The following is a 21249-nucleotide window of genomic DNA, read 5'->3' as shown; positions in this document are numbered from 1 at the left end:
CGGTGCCTGGAGGCCGGGCCATAGCGAGCCGCGGCGGATGACGGCTCCGCCTGACGTGTCAGGCGGAGCCGCATGGTTTAGCGGCCCGGGCCGGCCGGATCAAGCCCTTTCTTCCGGTCGGGCCGCGAATATCATGCTACTCGATGATGTTGGCCACCACGCCGGCGCCGACGGTGCGGCCGCCCTCGCGAATGGCGAAGCGCAGGCCCTCGTCCATCGCAATCGGCGCGATCAGGTTGACCACCATGGCGATGTTGTCGCCCGGCATCACCATCTCCGTGCCCTCCGGCAGTTCGATCGTTCCGGTCACATCCGTGGTCCGGAAGTAGAACTGCGGACGGTAGTTCGAGAAAAACGGCGTGTGACGGCCGCCCTCGTCCTTGTTCAGGATGTAGCACTCGCACTTGAACTTGGTGTGCGGCGTGATCGTCCCCGGCTTCGCCAGAACCTGGCCGCGCTCCACATCATCACGCTTCGTGCCGCGCAGCAGCGCCCCGATGTTGTCGCCCGCCTCGCCCTGGTCGAGCAGCTTGCGGAACATCTCAACACCCGTGCACACCGTCTTGACCGTGTCCTTCAGGCCGACAATCTCAACTTCCTCGCCAACCTTGATCAGGCCCCGCTCCACGCGGCCCGTCACCACCGTGCCGCGACCCGAAATCGAGAACACGTCCTCAATCGGCATCAGGAACGGCTGGTCCTTCGGACGCTCCGGCTGCGGAATGTAGCTGTCCACCGCCTTCATCAGCTCGATGATCGACTCCTTGCCGATCTTCGCGTCGCCGTCCTCCAGCGCCGCCAGCGCCGAGCCCTTGACGATGGGGATATCGTCGCCCGGGAAGTCGTACGAGGACAGAAGCTCGCGAACCTCAAGCTCGACAAGCTCCAGCAGCTCCTCGTCGTCAACCTGATCGACCTTGTTCATGTACACCACAAGCGCCGGAACACCCACCTGACGCGCCAGCAGAATGTGCTCCCGCGTCTGCGGCATCGGGCCGTCCGCCGCCGACACAACCAGAATGGCACCGTCCATCTGCGCCGCGCCCGTGATCATGTTCTTCACATAGTCAGCGTGACCCGGGCAATCCACGTGCGCGTAATGACGGTTCTCCGTCGTGTACTCAACGTGCGCCGTCGAGATCGTGATCCCGCGCGCCTTCTCCTCCGGCGCCTTGTCGATCATGTCGTACGCCGAAAACGTGGCACCGCCCGTCTCCGCCAGAACCTTCGTGATCGCCGCCGTCAGGGTCGTCTTGCCGTGGTCAACGTGCCCGATCGTCCCCACGTTGCAGTGCGGCTTGCTGCGGTCAAACTTTTCCTTCGCCATGGTCTTTCCGTCCTTTTGAGTCCGGCGCAAGACGTCGCTCGGGCCGATCGCCATCGTCACATTCCAAATCGCGGCGCGTTTAATGACGCACCGCGCCGACACCGCCACGCGGCAATGGCCACGAGACGGACGCCTCCGCCTCATGGCCAGTCAGGATCGTCGGGTTGGAGCGGGTGATGGGAATCGAACCCACACAACCAGCTTGGAAGGCTGGGGCTCTACCATTGAGCTACACCCGCGCCCCGAAAGGCCCCGCGGCCGGGCTGGACGGTCAATGGTGGAGGGGGTTGGATTCGAACCAACGTAGGGTTACCCCGCCGGATTTACAGTCCGGTGCCTTTAACCACTCGACCACCCCTCCACGGGAAACGTCCGGCCCGCGCGGAGACCCCGCACTATGGGAATTTGCTCTCTCATGTCAATGACGATCTTGGCCGCGCGCCGTGACGGCTTGGGTGGGCGGATGCTCGCGACCACGCCCGAAACGGGGGCGAAAAAGGACTCGCGTTCGGCCGGCGGACGGCGCACAGTCCCGCCCCGTTTTCCAACACCGACCGGAACGAGTTTCATGCAGTCCGCCGCCCCGATCGACGCGGCGCCCGCCGACGACACCATCGCGCGGCGGCGCACCTTCGCCATCATCAGCCACCCGGACGCCGGTAAGACCACGCTGACGGAAAAGCTCTTGCTGTTCGGCGGCGCCATCCAGATGGCCGGCGCGGTCAAGGCGCGCGGCGAGGCCCGGCGGGCGCATTCCGACTGGATGAAGGTGGAGCGCGAGCGCGGCATCTCGGTGGCCTCTTCGGTCATGACCTTCGAGTATGGCAGTTGCGTCTTCAACCTGCTCGACACCCCGGGCCACGAGGACTTCAGCGAGGACACCTACCGCACGCTGACCGCCGTGGATTCGGCGGTGATGGTGATCGACGCCGCCAAGGGCATCGAGGAGCAGACCCGCAAGCTGTTCGAGGTCTGCCGCCTGCGCGACGTGCCCATCGTCACCTTCGTCAACAAGCTGGACCGGGAAAGCCGCGACCCCTTCGACATTCTCGACGAGATCGAACAGGCCCTGGCCCTGGACGTGACCCCGGCGAGCTGGCCCATCGGCATGGGCAAGGCCTTCAAGGGCTGCTACGACCTTTTCCGGGACCGGCTGGTGCTGCTGGAGAAGGGCAGCAAGGGCGGTCTGCCACACGAGGGCGAATCCTGCTCCGGCCTGGACGATCCCAAGCTGGACGCCCTGCTGCCCGTGGGCGCCGCCGATACCCTGCGCGAGGAGGTCGAGATGGCGCGCGGCCTGTGCCCCGACTTCTCGCTCCAGGCCTACCGGGAAGGCCACATGACGCCGGTGTTCTTCGGCTCGGCCATCAACACTTTCGGGGTGCGTGAATTGCTGGAGGGGCTGGCCGCCCTCGCCCCGCCGCCACGCCCGCAGCCCACCGCCGACCGCGCCGTGGCGCCGGACGAAGCCAAGGTCTCCGGCTTCGTGTTCAAGATCCAGGCGAACATGGACCCGAAGCACCGCGACCGCATCGCCTTCGTGCGGCTGTGCTCGGGCCACTTCAAGCGCGGCATGAAGCTAACTCACGTGCGCACCGGCAAGGCCATGGTCATGCACAACCCGGTGCTGTTCCTGGCCCAGGACCGCGAGGTGGCGGAAGAGGCCCACGCCGGCGACATCATCGGCGTGCCCAACCACGGCAACCTGCGCATCGGCGACGCCCTGACCGAGGGCGAGGCGCTGCGCTTCACCGGCATTCCCGCCTTCGCCCCGGAGATGCTGCAGAAGGCCCGGCCCAAGGACCCGCTGAAGAGCAAGCACCTGGGCAAAGCGCTGCAACAGTTGGCCGAAGAAGGTGTTGCCAGCGTCTTCAAGCCCATGCTGGGCGCCGACTGGATCGTCGGCGTCGTCGGCGCGCTGCAATTCGACGTCATGGCCGACCGCATCCGCACCGAATATGACGTGCCGGTCATCTTCGAACCCACGCCCGTCTATGCCGTTCGCTGGGTGGAGGGCGACGATCCGAGAACCGTCAAGGCCTTCCTGGACGCCAACCAATCGGCGGTCGCCGAAGACCACGACGGCGCCCCGGTGTTCATGGCCCGCAACGCCTGGCATCTGGACAAGGCCGCCGAGGAACACCCCAAGCTGCGCTTCCGCAACACCCGCGAACCGGCGGTGTAGGACGGGTTCCCGTGTCATCCCGAACGCCCCGCAGGGGCGGAGGGATCTCGGGCGGGCGTGAGCCCGTAGCCCGTAGTTCGTCCATGGCGGGTTCGCGCCGAAGGCGCAACCCGCCATGGACGAACCCTCGAACACGGCGGATTGGCCGGCGTCGCGGGCCGATCCGCCCTACGATGACGGCGCCGCCTCCTCCGGCTCCTCCCGGTTGGCTTCGGCCTGTTCGACGGCCCAGGTGCCCGCCGCCTCGACGGCCACGGGCGAGGCGGTGGGCAACACGCCCAGATAACTCTCCGTCTCGTCCACCGACGGGGTCGCGCGTTGCGTCATGCGATAGAGCGCATACAGCGCCAGCGCGGCGAACGTCCCACCCAACACCAGCCAGAACGCGAACGGCCCCAGCCCCTGCATCGCCCAACCGGTCAGCAGAGGTCCGGCGATGGCGCCCAGTCCAAAGGTGAACACCAGCCCGCCGGACGCGGCCGGCATGTCCTCTGTCGGCAGAAAATCGTTGGTGTAGGCCAGCAACAGGGCATACAGCGGCGTCGTCACCCCGCCGGCCAGGAAGGCGGCCGCCATCACCGGCCACAAGCCGCCGACGTTGATCCATCCCAGGGCGCAGGATGCCGCGCCCATGACGGCCGCGCCGAAGATCAGCGTGCGCCGGTCCATGCGGTCCGACAGCCATCCGATGGGGTATTGCAGCACCAGCGCGCCGGCGAACAGCATGGCCACGAACAGCGCGATCCGATCCGCCGACAGCCCGATCTGGGTGCCGAACACCGCGCCCATGCCAGATTGTGTGGCGTAGACGCTGCCCAGCAGGAAAATGCCCACGGTGCCGAGCGGCGAGCCGGAATACAGCTTGTGCAGGGACATCGGCCGCGCGACCTCAACCGCCGGAACCCGGGCGACGGTCAGAAGGATCGGCGCGAACGAGATCGACACCAGGATCGACGCCCCGATGAACAGCGAGGCGGTCCCCGCGTCCCCCAGCGTCAACAGCCCCTGCGCCCCGATGATCCCCAGCGTCTGCGCGATCATGTAGGCCGACAGCACCTTGCCGCGGGTCTCGTTGGTGGCGGCGTTGTTCAGCCAGCTTTCGGCGGTGACATAGATGCCCGACATGCAGAACCCCACCAGGATCCGCAAGACCGTCCAGGCCCACGGCTCGGTCAGCAGCGTAAACGCGATCAGCCCGGCCGACATGAAGCTGCCCAGCGCCGCGAACACACGCACGTGCCCGACCCGCCGAATCAGCGAAGGGCTCAGACGCGCGCCCGACAGGAACCCGATGAAATAGCCTGATGTGACGATGGCCAGTTCGGCGGCCGAGAACCCCTCGATCCCGCCGCGCAGGCCGATCAGGGTGAAATGCATGCCGTTGCCCAGCATGATGAGCACGACACCGAGCAGAAGAGCCCAGACTCCGGCCAGGACCTGAAACATCAGCCCCCCTTTCCCGCCGTCGGGTTCGCCCTTGCCGTCTGTCAGGCCGCAAGAGGGCGAGCCAGCGCCGCAGCCTCGCATCAGTCCGTTCCGCGACCAACACCGGATCAAAGTGGTACACTGGCCCGGTTTTCCAAGGGGAGCCTGCAATTCCCGGCGGGCAGACAGACATTGACGGCCTGACAGGCTCCGATTTTGAGCGCTCCCCGCTTTTTTTGGGGTCGATCCGGCCCCGGAATGCGCTTATACACTGGTTGGGAGCAAATTGAATTAAACTCGGGGTACAGAAGATTCGTTCTCGTCCGGCGGTCGGATGCTGGGACAGTGGATTGGGTTGTTGACGCGTCCGGGGGGAAATGCGTCCGACCACCATGCATGGCCCCGGCCCTTAATTCTTGCCCTCGAACGGCCGTGACGTTCCTTCTCCGCTTGGGAGCAAAGCCGCCCGTCCGATGACGCCCAACGCCCCCCCTGACGCGTGCGCGCTGAACTTGGTCGTGGAGGCGGCGCCGATCGCCATCCTGATCCAGGATCTGTCCGCCGTCTGGGACGGCCTGGACCGGTTGCGGGCCGAGGGTGTCTCGGACCTCCGCGTTCACCTGGATGCAAGGCCGTCAGTCGAAGCGGACCTTCTGGCGGGCCTGCGTGGCGTGTGGGCGAACAGCCGGGCCTGCGCGCTTCTGGGTGCGGAGACGGGAAACGACCCAACCCCGGCCCTGCGGCGATTCCTGAACCATCCCGAGAACCGGGATTTCGTCCGCGACAGTCTGCTGGCCCTATGGAACGGTGAAACCCGCTTCCAGGGCGAGGGCGTGGGCACCGACGACACCGGACGGACCCTCTCGCTTGGGGTCACCCTGGTTTTGCCCGCTTCGCCCGACGAGGCCCGCTCGGTCCCCATCTATGTCCTGGACCGCTCCGAGGTCGCCGGCCACGCGGAAGCCCTGCGCGCCAGCGAGACCCGATTCCGCCTGACATTCGAGCGGGCCTCTCTCGGCATGGCCATCACGGCGCTGGACGGCCGCGTCCGGACCACCAATCCCGCGTTCAGCGAGATCGTCGGCCTGTCCGACGAAGACCTCATCGGCATGAAAATCGGCGACCTGACCTCGGAGGGAGACCACGCCGAGGGACAGCGCGTCCGCGCCACCCTCCTGGCGGACCCCGCTAAGACCAGCCAGACCTACGATAAGCGCCTGCGCCACGCCGACGGCCGCACGCTGTGGGTGCGGGCCACGGCCACCCTGGTGCGGACCACCGTCGGCGAGCCCTGGTACTTCATCTATCAGATCCAGAACCTGACGGAACACCAACAGGCCATCGCCCGGGCGCGCGCCGCCGAGAACCAGTTGTTCAACGCCATCGAGTCCGTCAGCGAGGACGTTCTGCTGTTCGACCCCGACGATCGCCTGGTTCTGGTCAACTCGCACGTCCTGACGTCAGAGCCGGACCTTGCCAAGGTCCTGATTCCGGGTGCCACGTTCGAGGACATCTCACGCAGGATCGCGGAACGCAAATTGACCACGCCGGAGGGCGACGTCGACCAGGAAGACTGGCTGCACTGGCGCTTGGCTCGCTTCCGGAAGTCGAACGTCGAGCCGTTCGAGACGCGGTCCACCAACGGCCGGTGGTTCCTGGTGCGGCAGAGTCGGGGCGCCGATGGCTCCACCTTGATCCTCAGGTCCGACATCACCGACATGAAACGACGCGAGGCCGATCTGACCGAGGCCAAGAGACTTGCGGATCGCGCCAACCGAGCCAAAAGCGCCTTCCTGGCCAACATGAGCCACGAACTGCGCACCCCCCTGAACGCCATCAACGGATTCGCGGAGGTGATGGTTAAGGAACTGCACGGACCTCTCGGCGCCACACCCTACGCGGATTATGTCAACAACATCCTGTCGGCGGGCCAACACCTGCTGGACCTGATCTCGGACATTCTCGACATTTCCGTCGTCGAGGCCGGGGACCTGCTCCTGGCAGAGTCCGATTACTGTCCCGCCTCACTGGTGTCCGCCTGCTTGCAGGACCACGTCAAGCAGGCGGCCGACAAGGGCCTCGTGCTACGCAACGCCGTGCCCGCCGGCCTGCCGCTTCTGCGCTGCGACGCCTACCGCATCCGGCAGGTCCTCCAGAACCTGCTGTCCAACGCCATCAAGTTCACTCCCCCAGACGGAACGGTCGAGATCGGCGGCTGCGTCTCCGTGTCTGGTGGATTGATCATCACGGTCTGCGATACCGGCATCGGCATGACCGGCACCGACATCCAAGTGGCCCTGACCAATTTCGGGCAGGTGCAGAACGTGTTCGCACGCTCCGAGGGAGGTACCGGCCTGGGGCTGCCGTTGGCGCGCGCCCTGATAGAAGCGCATGGCGGCCACCTGAGCATCTCCAGCGCTCCGGATCGGGGGACGACGGTCACCCTGGACCTGCCGGCGTGGCGGGTCCTCCGTGACACTGAGGACGCCGGGCCAATCAGAGCCCTGCGTTCGACGTTCGGGGACGCGTCAGGCGACCTGCAAGCCTCATGACGGATCCACCCGGGCCGTGCGATCGGCAAGTGGGAACCCACGGGTCTTGCGGCGCGACCCTTTGAGCACCCTCCCCTATGAATGCGGCAGGAGTGCCAGCCGTCGAGTCCACGACCGTTGTGCCTCAGCTAGAATCAGGACTGATCGTGCCCCCGCTCACGCCCGTCGTTCCAAGGCAGACACAATCGCCCATGCCCGCCCGGCCCCGGTTTCCGAGTCCCGAGGTCACAGCGCTGATCGCGGTGCTGGCGTGGGCGCCGCTGCCGCTGGGGAGCAACCGGCCGTGGTCGACGGCCCTTCTGATGGTGATGGTGTTCGGTCTGGCGGCGACGGTGAGTCTGCGCGGAAGCCGCCCGGTGTGGTCGCCGGAGCGACGCCTGGCCCTGGCCCTGTTCGCGGGGGCGTTCGGCTGGACGCTGGTCCAGGCGGCACCGGGGTTGGGCCCGGCACAGCCGCACTGGGACGCGCTACACTCCCTGACGGGACAGATCCCCTGGAGATCGCTGTCGATCACGCCCTGGGCCACGGCGGACGGCGGACTTCGGCTGGCCGGATACGCCGCCGCCGCGTGGCTGGGTGCCGCGGCACTCGACAACGCGTCCGAGCGGCGCGCCGTCATCCTCACCCTGGCCGGCGTGGGCGCGGTTCTGGCCGTCTATGCCCTGATCGTCCAGTTTTCCGGAAGCTATACGATCTGGTGGTGGAAGAAGTGGATCTACCAGGACGTCACCACGGCCACGTTCGTCAATCGGAATACGTACTGCATCTATGCCGGAATCGGCGTGGCGGCGGCCCTGATGGCGGCGCGCTGCGCCTCCCGTTCTACTCGCCGCTGGGTGTGGCGCCTCGCCGCCGGCCTGGGCCTGCTGGCGGCGGTGCTGACCGAATCCCGCTGGGGACTGGCGTGCGTTGCCGCCGGCCTCGCCGGTCTCGCCCTGCTGAGGCCGAGCCCGCCCCCGTGGCGGACGATGGGGATCGGCGTGGCGGTGCTGACGGCGGCGCCGGTGGCCCTGGTGCTGGCGGGTCAGGCGCGGTTCTTCGCTCGCTTCGACCCTGCCTTCGTTCTCGGCGATGTCCGCTGGGACCTCTATCGGGTGACCCTGGACGCCATCCGGGCCGCCCCCTGGACCGGGCACGGCCTGGGAAGCTTTCCCGTGCTTTATCATCAGGTCCGGGACGAAACGCTGTCGGACGTGCTGGTGTTCCAGGCCCATTCGGTACCGCTGGAGCTGGCGGCGGAACTGGGCCTCCCGGCGGCGCTGGCGCTGACGGCCGCCTTCGTCCTGCTGGTCGTGGAGGCTGCCCGGCGCGCCCGCCGCGACGGCGATCCCCTGGCCCGGCTGGCGGCGGCGGCCGGGATCATGGCCGGGCTGCACGGCCTGCTGGACTTTTCCATGCAGACCCCGGCGCTGGCAGTCACGGTGCTGGTGTTGCTGGGCGCCGCAGGATCCGCCAGTGCCGCCGCGCCCGCGCGATCTCCGGCACATGTGGACCCAGCACCGCCGCCCGCGCCATGAGCCGGTCGACATAAGGCACGGGCGCGCCGCGCGCCGCCTCTGCCCAGGCCAGCCCGCTCCAGGCGAACGGATCGGCGGGGGAACGGGCCAGCGCCCGCCGCCACGCATCGGCGGCCTCGTGGACCAGATCCGGCCGGCCGTCCTCGAACACCGCCACCAACGCCGCCTCGGCCCGGTCGGCGGGGGGCAGCACCGCCACCGCCAGTCCCAGCCGGACACCGGCCAGAACGGCCAGAACCAGGAACACCAATGCGACGCCCGCACGCCTCATGAAGCCCCCACCACGGATCGAAGCACGGCCGCATAAGCGTCCAGCATGGTTTCGTGCCGTTCGGCGATGTCGCCCGGCACCCGGGGTCGGTCTGCCCGCCACGCCGCCGCCAGCGCCCGCGCCAGAGCCGGCGGATCGCCCGGCGCCACCAGCCATGTGTGAGGCCAGTGGGCCACCTGCTCCGGAATGCCGCCGACCGCCGTCGTCACCAGCGGCAGGCCGGCCCGCCGCGCCTCCAGCACCGCCCGTGGCGCGGCCTCGGCACGGCTGGGGCACACGGCCATGTCGGCCGCCGCCCACACCGGCGCCATGTCGGCCTGCTCGCCCAACAGCTCGACCCGATCCCGCAGCGAATCCGGCAGTCGCGCGACGGCCCGCCGCACGACACCCGCATACCCGTTCACGTCCCGCCCGGCCCAGCGCACTCGAAACCGCGCCTGCATGTCGTCCGGCAGCAGCGGCAGCGCCGCGATCAGGTCCAGCGGACCCTTGCGCGGACACACCGCCCCGGCGGCGAGCAGCGTCGTCGTATCGCCGTCCGGGCAGCGCGGCGCCCCCACGACGGGCGTCACGGCATTCGGGATCACCGACGACCGATCCGGTGGCGCCCATGCCGTCCAGGCCCGCGCCGTCGCGGCCGAAACGAACACCACCCGATCCGCCCGCCCGAACGCCGACAGTGCCCGGTCTTGCAGGGCGGCGGACAGATCGGCCAGCGCCTCCGGTTCCGGCTCGCGGATCACCCAGACGCAGGGCAAGCCGGCCCGCGCCGCCGCCTCCACCCCGGCGAAGGCGCGCAGGCCGTTGACCAGAACGACGGTGCTCCCGGCGTCCCGCAGCGCCCCGGCCAGACGGGCGGCGTGCCCGTCCACATGGCGCCCCACCAGCGGCCGGCCGGCGTCGATCACCCGGAGCGACCAGCCCGCATGTTCCCAGTCCGCACGAAGTGGGCCGTCATGAAAAGCCATCGCCAACGCCGGCGGAGCATCCCCCCGGGCGACAAGACCCCGCGCCAGCTCCAGCAGGCTCAGCGGCGCCCCGTCCCTTTCCAACATCTCGCCGACACAGGCGAGGCGGAGAGACGAGTCTCCTCGCCGCCGACGTTCCTTCATTGCGAGCCGAAGGCGAAGCAATCCAGGGCGATTGCCACAGTCCGCCGCTCCTGGATTGCTTCGTCGCTGCACTCCTCGCAATGACACTGCGCGGGAGACACCCGTTTCACCCAGGAGCGCGCCAATGCGCCGCGCGATCTCCCGACCCTCGCCCAGCACGGCAAGGCGCGCCAGTGTCCAGGCACTGCGTGTCATCCCCGCCGGACACAGCCGAGCGCGCAAGGCATGCCGGCATGGCACCGAAGCCGGCGGCGCCTCGTACAGGCGTTCGTGCCGCGCCACCATGGCCGCCATGGAGAACCGCGCCGCGCGCGCCCGCCCCCGCTCCGCCAGACGGCACCGCTCCTCCGGGTTCTCAAGCAGGTCCAGCACCCGCGCCGCCAGAGCCTCCACGGTCGGCGGATCGACGGCGGGACCGGCCAGCGCCTCGGCCAGCCCGCCGGCCGGCGCGGCCACCACCGGCACCCCGGCGGCCTGGGCCTCCAGCACCGTGTTCGGCAGTCCCTCCGCCGCCGACACATGCAGCAGGACGGACGCCTCGGCAAAATGCGGCGCGACATCGGCGACCCGCCCCGGCATCTCGACCCCAGACGTGCGTGCGCGCGCGGCCTCCATCAGCGGCCCGTCGCCGACCAGGCGAACGCGCGCGTCGGGCCGCGCCACCCGCACCCGCGCGGCCACCTCCAGCCATAGAACCGGTCGTTTGTGCGCCACCAGCCGGAACACGCCCAACACCAGGGGCGGACGGTCGCGTTGAGATCGCAGTCCCGGCGGCACGACGACACCGTTCGGCACGACGACGGGCGGCGCGATCCCGGCCCAGCGCGCATGATCGACGGACACGGCCTCGGCATTGGCGGTCACGGTCACGGCGGGATGCCGGGACAGCACCGCCAGCCCTGGGCGCAGCCCGCGCGCCAGCGGATGCCCCAGCCGGTCCGGCGCCAGATTGCGCAGCCCCACCACCACGCGCGGCACGCCCAGCACCGCCGCCGCCGCGCCCCCCACAACCGCCGTCGTATCGAGCCATGCATGAACCGCGCGCGGCTTCAGCACCGCCAGCCAGCCGGCGACCCCCAGCAGATCGCCCGCCAGCGCAACCGGCAAGCCGCCGGCCGCGCGGTCCAGGCGCGCCAGCACGGGCGTGTCCCGGGGCGGCGGCGCCGTCCAGACGTCCACCGGCACGCCCAAGCGTTCCAGGTCGGGCAGCAGGTCCGCGGCGCCCGGCCGGTCATGCAGATGCTTGACCAGCACCCGCACCGGCCAGCCGCGCGCCACGAGGCCCGCCACCAGCGCCACCATCTGCCGTTCGGCGCCGTTACCGACCAGGGACGGCGCGATCATCACCAGCGGCCCCTCGGCCCGGCCCAGGACCGGCAGCGGCACTCGCAGAACCCGCCGCCACGCCCGCGCCGCCGCGCCGGGCCCCTCCGCCTGGACCCGGCACGCCAGCCGTTCCAGCAGCAGCCGGGCCGGCGAGGTCTCGCGCCACGTCCCGCCCGCATCGCGCACCGCCACCACGGTCACCCGCTGGCGCCACGCCGCCAACAACACCGACGCTGTCAGGGCGCGCGCCCCGCCCGGTGCCTCCAGCCTGTCGCAGGCGGGCAGCCGCAAACCCCAGTCGCGCGGGTCTCCCGGCCGGTGGAGGACATCCACACCGACCACCGCCGTCCCGCTCACGGCGCCCGCACCCGGCCGCGCCGCGCCCCCCGGCGCAGAAAGACGCGCGGATCCCACGTCATGGCGCGGGCCACGCTCCACCACGGCACCGTCCGCGCCGCCTGAATCACCCGCCGTTGGCGCCAGGCCTCCGGCAGTCCACGCAGACCGTCCCTAAGGCCCTTCCCCTCGATGACCAACCGGCCCCGCATGGCCGACCGTGCCAGCAACAGCAACACCACACAGACGAACGCCGGCAACACCAGCCAGAACAGCGCCCCCGGCGTGTTCTTCACGGACAGCCAGAGCCGGTTGCGGGCGGTGTGATAGCGAATGAAGTCGCTGTCCACGCCGTTGGTGGCCGACCCCACATGCCGCACCTGGGCCGTCGGCACGAACACCACCGCCCCACCCCGCAGCCGCAACCGGTAGGACAGATCGGTGTCGTCGAGATAGCAGAAGAACCGGCCGTCGAACCCGCCGACGACGTCCCAGGCCTCCCGCCGATACAAGGCGGCGGCGGCGCAGGCCGAAAAGCATTCGCCCTCCACCAACCGGCCCGGCGGCGGCACCGGGTCCCGGATGCCGCCGCGCCAGACCAGACAGACCGGCGCCATCTCGTCGCCCAGACCGTCGCAGCGGTCCGGGTCGGCGTCGTCGCGTTGCAGGCTGCCGAACGCCGCCGCGCGCGGATGGCGCCCGACCGCCGCGCGGAGTTCCGCCAGCCAGTCCGGCGCCGGAAAGGCATCCGGGTTGAGCGTGGCGACGAACGGCGGCACCGGCCCGCCGGTGTCGTGGTCGGCGCCGATATTGTTGGCCAGGGAATAGCCCACGTTCTCCGGCAACCGGACCACATGAACACGCGCATCGTCCGGCAGCACCGGGTCCAGCACCGCCGGATCGCTGCCGTTGGCCACCACCACGGCCTCGAACGCCGCATCGGTCTGGGCCAGCAGCGCGGCGAGACACCGCCCCAACAATGGCCCCTCGTTCAGGGTCACGATCACGACCCGCACCCACGGCGTGGCGGTCATGCGACGGCCTCCCCGTCCGGCAACGGCCGAAACCGGGCAAAGGTTCGGTCGCAGGCCTCGGTGCAGGCGGTCTCGCAGCGCCGCTCGCCGTCCAGCCAGTCGAACGTGCCGTCGAACAGATTGCCCAGCGACAGGCGGTCGCGCGAACAGCGCCTTGCCGCGCCGTTGGGGTCGATGTGGCAATAGGCCGTGCCGGCGTCGCACAGCCTCGGCCCGTCCGCCCCATGGACCTCCTGACCCGCCGCCGCGCTGCTCATGGGAACGCGCAGCGCCCGCAGCAGCCCCAGATCCGCGTCGGAATAGACCGGCGACGCATCCCCGGCCGGACGGTTCAGATACTGCCCGCGCGCCTCCAGCCCCAGCGCCCGCAGCCGCGCGATCCAACCGGGCAGAGAGTCGATCCAGCGTGGATCGGCGACGATGGTACACGTCAGGCGGGGCCGCAGCGCCTCGCGCCGGTCGAACAGCGCCCGCAACACCCCGGCCCGCCGGGCGAAGTCGTCGAAGTCCGTAAAATCGGGATGAAACGACAGGGTGACGTACTCGAACCGCTCCCAAAACCCGGGCGGCCACTGGTCGGGGTCGCGCCACAGGTTGGTGGTCATGCGCAAGGGCGCCGGATAGCCCAGCACGAAATCGGCAAAGCCCTTGAACACCGTGGGCTCGCCGCCCGCCACATGCACCAGCGGCGCGCCGATCCCGATGAGGGCATCGCGCCAGTCCGTCAGGGGTCGCTCGTCCGGCCGGCGCGCCTTGGCCTTGATGCGGCAATACGGGCAATCGTAATTGCACAGCATCGACGGCAGAATCACCGCCAAACGCCGCCCGCCTGGGCCGATGGCCTCGACCGGGCGGCTCATGGTGGGCCGTCCCAGCGCAGCACCGCCGTGTCCCAGTCCGTGCCCAGCAGGCGGACCCCGGGCGTCCGCGCCGCCACATCGCGCACGAACGGGGCGACGTCCGGCCACGGGGCAGCGCCACAGTCGTCGATCAGCGCCAGCCCACCGGGGCGCAGCAGCGGCGCGAACTGGGTCCAGTCGGCGGCCAGACCGGCGCGGTCGTGGCGCCCGTCCAGCACCAGCAGCCCGATGCCGTCCCGCCCGGCCCAGGCCTTCGCGCGGGCCACGGCCAACGGATCCTGACTGCACCGGCGGATCAGGGTGACGGCGCGGCGCGGCAGACCGACCCGCGCCAGCGTCGCCCGCATGGCGGCGGCCGTCACCGGCACCCCGGTCACCCCATCGACGCCGGCCCCATAGCCGCCCCCGTCCAGCGGATCGATGCCCAGCAGACGCGGGCGCCGCCCCTGCCCGCCCCCACCCACCGCCAGCGTCGCCAGACCGAGCCCGAACAGCACACCGACCTCGATGGCCCGAAGATCCGGCCCGGGGCTGGCGCGGGCGGCCAACGCGCGCAGCAGAGCCGCCGGCAGGGCACAGGCCAGCCGGCCGCCGCCGACGCGTTCCAGCCGCACCACCTGATCGGCCAGATAGGCCAGAGCCTGGGGCGTCATGTCCGCCTGTCCCAGCGCCGGCAGCCAGACCGACCGCAGACGGGCCGTATCGGCGTCCGAAAGGGCGCGCGAAAACGGCTGGAACCGCGCCGGAACCGCCGCGTCGAGTTCACCCCGCACCGATGCCAGGGCGGCGGTCATGCGCTGCCGCGTCTCGGACAGGGCGGTCAGAGTCTCGCGGTCGCCGCGCGCGGCGGCCCGCTCGACCTCCGCGACGGCACCCCGCCAAGCCGCATCGCGGGCGGCGTTCTCGCGGGACAGATCGGCGCGCAGCCCGGCGACGGCCTCCGCCATCCCCCGCGCCGCCCGGTCATAGCGCGCGGCCAGCCGATCCAGAGTCTCGTTATGGTTCCGCTCAACCGTCCCGAGACGATCATTGGTCGCCGCCACCATTTCAACCAGAGCCGCCTCGCGATGGGCGTCGGCGGCCGCGCGGGCGTGCCGCTCGGCGTCGAGTGCGGCCACCATCCGGTCCTCGAATCCCGACTGGCGCGCATCAAGCCGCCCGTCCAACCCGTCCAGATCGTCGCGCACCCACCCGATGTGGCGCTTGAACTTGGCCTCCAGGTCACGCTTGAGGGCGTGCCGGTCCAGCCTGTCCAGGCGCCGCGCCCGCACGTGGCCATACGCGACGAACCCGAGCACCCCAGCCATGGCCACGGCCGCCAACCCAGACGACCACGGCGCCGGCACCAACGGCGCCGAGGCCGCGACTCCGACCAGGACCACAGCCGGCGGCGCCCGCCACCCGCCCAGAAACGCGGCCATTTCCCCGGCCAGACGCCGACCGCGCCGCCACCAGGGATCGGGCGGCGGGATGTTGGGGGCGGGTTCGGACGCGGGCTGCGAAACCGGCTCGGTATCCTGCATGGGCTTCGGGTGCGGCTCCACCGTCAGGGCCGCCCGGACCATGCCGGCCAGCGCGTCGTCGTCCGGCAGGCCGGCGTCCAGATGCACGGCGATCAGATTGCCCCAGGCATCGGCGTCGGGGAGCGGCTCGTGATCCCGGGGCGGCCACGCGAACAGGCGCCTCCAGTCGTGCCGCGCACCGTAGCGCACGACAGGATGCCACTCGCTCACGAACACCCGATAGCCGCGCCCCTCCAGCAGCGCCACCAGATCGCCCATAGAGTATCCCAGCCGCAGCGTCTTGCGGTTCTCGAACTCGACCATCACGAGGCGGGGCCGCCAGCGCTCCCAATCCAGCCCCAACAGGACGCGCAGGTCCCAGCCCTCGGCGTCCACCTTGAGCACGTCCACGCGGTCCATGCCGTGACGATCGAGCACGGCGGTCAGCGTGTCCACCGGCACCCGGGCGGTTTCGCCGTGGCTGTCCAGGAAGGGTGACAGGGTAGCCACGCCGGTGCTTTCGGGCGCGGTGTACAGCGGCGCGGCGTCGGCGGCCGCGTCGGAGACGGCAACCGCCTCGACGGTGACGGCGGGATCGTCCTTGACGCGGGACAGCAAGGCGGCGCGGTTGTCCGGCTCCGGCTCGATGGCCAGAACGGACCAGCCGGCCTCGGCGAACGGCGCCAGGAACCCGCCCCGGTGCGCGCCCACGTCCACCAGACGGCCTGGCGCCGTGGTCTGAAAGCGAGCCAGACCCAGCAGAAGCGCGGCCTCGTCCAAGCGGGCGCCATCCAGACGCGGATGATCGGCCGACAACATCCGCCGGCCCTCCGTCACCTGCCCAACAAGCCCGCGCAGCCGCTCCCGGCGGGGGGCCAAGGTGAAGTCCCGGAGAGCGGATCGCCGTCCCGCGTTGCCCAGACGCGCGACCAACGCCGGATCGGACGCGAGACGCTCCAACGCGCCCCGCAGCGCCGACGGATCGCGCCGCGTCACCATCAGGGCCGCGTCCGTCTCCGCCAGACAGGCCAGGGTCGCCTGATCGGCCGGCCCATACGCCAGCACGGCCGCGCCCGCCGCCAGCGCCTCGGGCAGCTTATTGGCGAGGGAATGGCGCGTGTAGGCGCGGCTGTCCGCGTCGAACGCATAGGCGATCAGCACCCCGTCCGCCGACAGCAGGCGGGCGCGATAGGGGGCCGGGTCCTCCTGTTCCGCCACGGCCGCCGACACGCCCATGAGGCCGGACGCCAGTTCCCGCGCCGCCGCCCGCCACGGCGGCAGCACGCGGATCTCGAAGCGGACCATCACCCGCCCGGCGGCCCGGTTGACGGCGTCCACCGCCTCGGCCACGTCGCGCACGGCGGCCCGGTTCATATCCTCGGCCAGCGCGCCGGCGTACACCAGATCGAACGGCTGCGTCGGACACCCATCGCCCGGCGGTGTCGCCCGCGCCGGCCAATCGTCCGGATCAATACCGTTAGCCAACGCCTCCCAGTCGCCGCCGCCGTAGCGATCCCGGAACGCGGTCGCCATCGACCCGCCGATGGCCAGCCGCACCGCCGCCCGCCGCGCCAGCCACTCCAGATCCCGGTGCCAGACCCCGTGCACCAGCGGATTGGTGCGGGCCAGCAGCGCCAGCCAATCGTCCATCAGGTGCAGGATCAGGGGCACGTTCAGCCCCTCGATCAGATCAAGCGCCAGAGGGTGCAGATGGCCCCGCGTCGGTTGCGGGCGGTAGTACACGGCCTCCGGCGCGAAGGCCCGCGCCCGGGTCGCCGCCATTCCCGCGTCCAGATCGGACTCGGTCCGGCCATCGGGATGATGCACCGTGAAGCGGTCCGGCGCGGCGTCCGGCGTGACCGCCAGCAGGCGCCCGCCGCGCCACGGCGCCATCAGCGCCGCCTTGACCTGACCCGTGGCCGACAGCCCGCCCACGGGCGTGAGATCGAGCACCAGAAGGCGCGGCTCCGGCGGCGTCTCGTCCGCGAGAACGCGCTCCAGAGGTACCCGCGGCACCAAATCCAAACGGCCACCCGGCGTGGCATTCACCAGCCGCGCACCCATGCCCGCCAGAGCGTCCCGCGCCGCCACGAACGCCCGCCCCATGTTCTCCACCTGGGGATCGTGCCAGCGTTTGCCCTTGCCGAAGTAATCGGGGTGGAAGTGATTGGGATCGTCGCTGGCCATGTCCAACACACCCGGCCCGCCCCCGTCCGTGCGTTCGACGTCGGCGGGAATGGCGTAGTCCAGGTCGACGCCCAACAGCACGATCTCGCGCGCGCCCAGGAACACCGCCAACTGAAGGCAGGTGAAGACCACCGTGCAGCCCGCGTAGGTGCGGGCCAGCGCGTCCAGCGACACGTCGAACCGATCCGGATAGCCGGGGCGGGGCCGGTGGTCGACCCAGATGACGTCCGATCCCTCCTCCAGCGTATAGGCCAGATTGATCGGAAACAGCCGCGTGATCCCGGCCGGCAAGGCGTTCAGTTCGGCGGCCCGATCCTCCGCCACCAGATGGTCCTCGACCACGTAGTAGGTCGGGCGGAACCGGGTCTCCGGGAAGGCCAGAAACAGGCCGTTAACGCCGATGGTGACCTGCCCGGCGAGGGCATCGAGGTCCACCCGCCGCAGGCTCGGCCCGTTACCAAGCACAAACACTCGCTGGCCCTGGTGACGGTCGCGCAAGGCGGCGAGACGCGGGCGGTGTTGAGCGGCCCAGCGCCCCTCGTACAGGTCCACCACCCGCCGCAGGCCATTGATGCGATCAGTCGGCGCAATCCGCTCGGTGGGCAGGAAGATCGGTGCCCGCACATCGGGCGGCAAGCGAGCGATCAGCGCCGCCTCTCCGTCCCCCGGAGCCTGTTCCAGCGTCCGCGCCAGTCCGAACGGCACCGAATGCCCCCCTGCCCTGTGATCCGCTCTCGACACACCCCTTATGACATATGATATTTTGATTGAGTGCAGCCTCACAATGCAAGCATTGTTGCGCGATCCACGGACGATCCCCATGCACGGACGGATCCTTCACTTCTCCATGATGCGCATCTCGGTGGCGCTGGCGGCCATTCTGCCCGTGAGTGTGCTCACAGGGGCCTGCACCATGGCCCCCGACGGCTTTCTGGCGCGGGGACTGGCGGGGCATTACTACCTGCACGGTGCCCGCCGAAACCTTTACGACAATCCGGCCGGGGCCTTCGCGGCCTGGACGCGTGCGGCAGACGCCGGCCACGCCAAGGCCACCTATCAACTCGCCCACCTCTATGGGTCCGATGCTCTCGGCCCCCGCGACCAGGAAGAGGCCCTGGCCCTGGCCCGTAAGGCGGCGGCCGACGGATACGCCCCGGCCGCGCATTACGTGGGCATGAGCCTGCTGTACGGCTGGGGCGGCATGGACAAGGACCCGGCGGCGGCAGAGCCGTTCCTGCGCCGGGCGGTCGCGGCCGACATCGGGCGCGCACGGGCCGACTTGGGCTGGTTGCTGCTGGACCGCGCGGCTGACGCCCCGGCCGGCACCGCCGCGTCCGCGCGCGACGAGGGACTCGCCCTGCTCGAGGAGGCCGTCGCGGACGACGACCCGGTGGGGAAATTCCGACTCGGCGAAGTCCTGATGGAAGGCCGGCACATCCCGCGAAATCCCGCCCGGGCAGCGGACTTGCTGGAAGAGGCCGTGGACGCGGGCGAGGACCGCGCGGCGCTGCCGCTGGCACGCATGCGCCTGTTGGGTGACGGCATTCCCGTCGACCGACAGGGCGCACTGGCCCTGTTGGACCGAGTCGAGAGCAAGGCCCCCGCGCATGTCCTCGTCACCCTGGCGCGGGCGCTGCTCGACACCGACGATGCCCTGCCCCACGATCCGCGCCGCGCCCGCCGCCTGCTCGAACGCGCGGCCGAGGCCGGACGCACCACCGCGCACACCACCCTGGGCAAACTGCTGGCCGACGGCGCGCCCGGCGTCCCGCCCGACCCCACATTGGCCGTCCATCACCTGCGCGTCGCCGCCGAAGCCGGCAACGGCGAAGCCACCCGCTACATGGGGCACTTGCTTGAGGATCAGGGACGCGCCGACGACGCGCTCGACTGGTTCCTAGAGGCCGCCGCGCGCGGCCATGGTCATGCGGCCGTCGAGGCCGCACGCCTGTTGCTCAAGCGCGCCGACGCTGGCTCGGCCCGGCGGGCGCTGGCCATTCTCGGCGAGGTGGCTCCGGACCATACGTCGGCCGCGCTTGAACTGGCCCGGCTGGCCCGCGACGGCCAGGACGGCATCCTGCCGGCCGATCCCGCCATAGCGCGCCATTGGTTCCAGCATGTGCGCGCCACCGGCGCGCGGAAAGCGGCCGCCCAGGCCACCAACGACCTCGCCCGCATGGTGCTGCGCGGAGAGGGCGGCCCCACCGACCCCGAGACAGCGCACGCTTTGTTCCGGGAGGCAGCGGCCGCCGGTCATGGATGGGCGGCCCTGGAACTCGGTCGGCTGTTCGAGGACGGCGCCGCGCCGATTCCGGCGGACCCGGCGCAAGCCTGGCACTGGTACCGAGAGGCCGCCGCGCGCGGCGTCGCCCAGGGGCACACGGCGCTCGGGCGGTTGCTGGCCCGCGACGGACAGGGCGCCGACGCCGTCCAAGCCGCGTTCGCACATTTCCGCAAGGCGGCTGAAGGCGGGCACGACTGGGCGCTGTACGAGGCCGGAAAGGCCGCCGAACAGGGCGTCGCCGGACAGCCGGGCGATCCGGCCACGGCCTGGGCATGGTATCAACGTGCCGCCGCCCAGGGCGTTGATGCGGCCTTCGGTGCCATGGGCAGCCTGCACGAGCGCGGCCTTGGCTTGCCCCGGGACGACACCCAGGCGCTGGCCCTGTATCACCTGGGTGCCCGCGCCGGCAACGCCTGGGCCACCTACAAGGTGGGCGCCTTCGTCGCGGAGGGTCGGGGGACACCCGCCGATCCGGACGCGGCCCGGGCCTGGCTGGACCTGGCCGCGAACCGAGGCGTCGAGGAGGCCACCGAAATGCGCGCTCGCCTGGAACGCGGCGAGGTCGGGCCTTTCGGCGCGCCATCGGGATCTGATGGCCCCGGCCTGCGGATTCAGGTTTCGCCGACAGCGCCGCGACCCTGAGACTCACCGCCGATGGCCTGCCGCGCTGATCGCACACACATTCGCGTGTGGTCAGAACAAAGGCCGCTAACCCAAAGGATTAGCGGCCATTTTAAATGGTGGGCGCGGCTGGGATTGAACCAGCGACCCCTACGATGTCAACGTAGTGCTCTCCCGCTGAGCTACGCGCCCCCACAGTCGACTTCCATGCCCGCTCATGACCCAGATCGCGGTCCGTTGGGCACGGAAGGACGCTCTTCTACTCCGCTCGCGATGGCATTTCAACCCCTTGCGCGCGGGGTGTCGATCCGGGCTCGACACCGGCCTCGCGTTGATGGAGGATGCCCGCCGTTCGACACCCTTTGTTCGAGGATCCCTTCGTTCCATGATCCGTCATGTCGTGATGTTCACGCTTCATGCCTCTGACTCCCTTGACGTCGTCCGTGCCGCGCTGCAACGGCTGGCGACGATCCCCCATGTCCTGGCGCTGGAAGTCTCGGAGAACCTCAAGTCCGACCTGATCGGCAACGAGATCGACCTTGTCGTTCATGCGGTGTTCAAGGACCGGGCGGCGCTCGACGCCTACCACAACCACCCAATCTACCGGGAAGCCATCGACGCCGTCCGTCCACTCCGAGACCAGCGGGTGGCCGCCGATTTCATGACGGAGATCAAGGATCTCTGAACGCGGCCTTTGCACACCATGACGG

The 21249-nt window shown here is 70.3% G+C and carries 12 protein-coding genes and 3 tRNA genes; 5 read left to right on the top strand and 10 right to left on the bottom strand.

Features of this window, described 5'->3' with window-relative positions; translation table 11 throughout:
• Positions 1 to 136: 136 nt before the first annotated feature.
• From tuf to BLS85_RS00405, 3 genes are all read right to left on the bottom strand, one after another.
• Positions 137 to 1327, bottom strand: coding sequence for an elongation factor Tu (tuf, locus tag BLS85_RS00415; protein ID WP_092782021.1), 1191 nt, complete (start codon positions 1325 to 1327; stop codon positions 137 to 139).
• A gap of 165 nt (positions 1328 to 1492) precedes the next feature.
• A tRNA-Gly gene (locus tag BLS85_RS00410) sits at positions 1493 to 1566 on the bottom strand.
• A 36-nt stretch (positions 1567 to 1602) separates the two neighbouring features.
• A tRNA-Tyr gene (locus tag BLS85_RS00405) sits at positions 1603 to 1688 on the bottom strand.
• 207 nt (positions 1689 to 1895) lie between these two features.
• On the opposite strand from BLS85_RS00405, the gene BLS85_RS00400 reads away from it, so the two are divergent.
• On the top strand, positions 1896 to 3512 hold the full coding sequence (locus BLS85_RS00400; RefSeq protein WP_092780476.1) for a peptide chain release factor 3: 1617 nt from the start codon (positions 1896 to 1898) through the stop codon (positions 3510 to 3512).
• 168 nt (positions 3513 to 3680) lie between these two features.
• On the opposite strand, the gene BLS85_RS00395 is transcribed toward BLS85_RS00400, so the two are convergent.
• Positions 3681 to 4958, bottom strand: coding sequence for an MFS transporter (locus BLS85_RS00395; protein WP_092780473.1), 1278 nt, complete (start codon positions 4956 to 4958; stop codon positions 3681 to 3683).
• Positions 4959 to 5410: 452 nt separating this feature from the next.
• Between BLS85_RS00395 and BLS85_RS00390 the strand changes: the two genes are divergently transcribed.
• Positions 5411 to 7489 carry a PAS domain-containing sensor histidine kinase gene (locus BLS85_RS00390; RefSeq protein WP_092780470.1) on the top strand — a complete coding sequence of 693 codons (2079 nt, stop codon included), beginning with the start codon at positions 5411 to 5413 and terminating at the stop codon, positions 7487 to 7489.
• Between the two features lie 191 nt (positions 7490 to 7680).
• The gene (locus BLS85_RS00385; protein WP_092780467.1) at positions 7681 to 9006 is read left to right on the top strand and encodes an O-antigen ligase family protein; all 1326 of its coding nucleotides are present in this window, start codon (positions 7681 to 7683) and stop codon (positions 9004 to 9006) included.
• Here BLS85_RS00385 and BLS85_RS00380 read toward each other — a convergent pair.
• The 5 genes from BLS85_RS00380 to BLS85_RS00365 are packed head-to-tail and all read right to left on the bottom strand — an operon-like array spanning position 8906 to position 18339.
• Positions 8906 to 9277, bottom strand: a complete 372-nt coding sequence (locus BLS85_RS00380) for a hypothetical protein (RefSeq protein ID WP_143027035.1) — start codon at positions 9275 to 9277, stop codon at positions 8906 to 8908. The genes BLS85_RS00385 and BLS85_RS00380 overlap by 101 nt on opposite strands.
• Positions 9274 to 12072, bottom strand: a complete 2799-nt coding sequence (locus BLS85_RS00375) for a glycosyltransferase (protein ID WP_143027034.1) — start codon at positions 12070 to 12072, stop codon at positions 9274 to 9276. Before BLS85_RS00375 ends, BLS85_RS00380 begins: the two co-directional genes overlap by 4 nt.
• Positions 12069 to 13085: a glycosyltransferase family 2 protein gene (locus tag BLS85_RS18530; protein WP_143027033.1), complete on the bottom strand. Its 1017-nt coding sequence runs from the start codon at positions 13083 to 13085 to the stop codon at positions 12069 to 12071. Before BLS85_RS18530 ends, BLS85_RS00375 begins: the two co-directional genes overlap by 4 nt.
• Positions 13082 to 13945: a radical SAM protein gene (locus BLS85_RS18525; protein ID WP_143027032.1), complete on the bottom strand. Its 864-nt coding sequence runs from the start codon at positions 13943 to 13945 to the stop codon at positions 13082 to 13084. The genes BLS85_RS18530 and BLS85_RS18525 overlap by 4 nt, the downstream gene beginning before the upstream one ends.
• Positions 13942 to 18339, bottom strand: a complete 4398-nt coding sequence (locus BLS85_RS00365; RefSeq protein ID WP_176793223.1) for an FkbM family methyltransferase — start codon at positions 18337 to 18339, stop codon at positions 13942 to 13944. The genes BLS85_RS18525 and BLS85_RS00365 overlap by 4 nt, the downstream gene beginning before the upstream one ends.
• Positions 18340 to 18454: 115 nt before the next feature.
• Here BLS85_RS00365 and BLS85_RS00360 point away from each other — a divergent pair, with 115 nt between their 5' ends.
• Positions 18455 to 20560 (top strand): SEL1-like repeat protein, encoded by a 2106-nt coding sequence (locus BLS85_RS00360; RefSeq protein ID WP_176793222.1) that lies wholly within the window; start codon positions 18455 to 18457, stop codon positions 20558 to 20560.
• Between the two features lie 96 nt (positions 20561 to 20656).
• Here the strand turns inward: BLS85_RS00360 and BLS85_RS00350 are convergent.
• A tRNA-Val gene (locus BLS85_RS00350) sits at positions 20657 to 20731 on the bottom strand.
• A gap of 193 nt (positions 20732 to 20924) precedes the next feature.
• Here BLS85_RS00350 and BLS85_RS00345 point away from each other — a divergent pair.
• Positions 20925 to 21224 carry a Dabb family protein gene (locus BLS85_RS00345; RefSeq protein ID WP_092780452.1) on the top strand — a complete coding sequence of 100 codons (300 nt, stop codon included), beginning with the start codon at positions 20925 to 20927 and terminating at the stop codon, positions 21222 to 21224.
• Positions 21225 to 21249 lie beyond the last annotated feature (25 nt).

This window comes from Rhodospira trueperi (genome assembly GCF_900101965.1).
Classification (GTDB): domain Bacteria; phylum Pseudomonadota; class Alphaproteobacteria; order Rhodospirillales; family Rhodospirillaceae; genus Rhodospira; species Rhodospira trueperi.
This window is presented reverse-complemented; position numbering and strand designations above follow the sequence as displayed.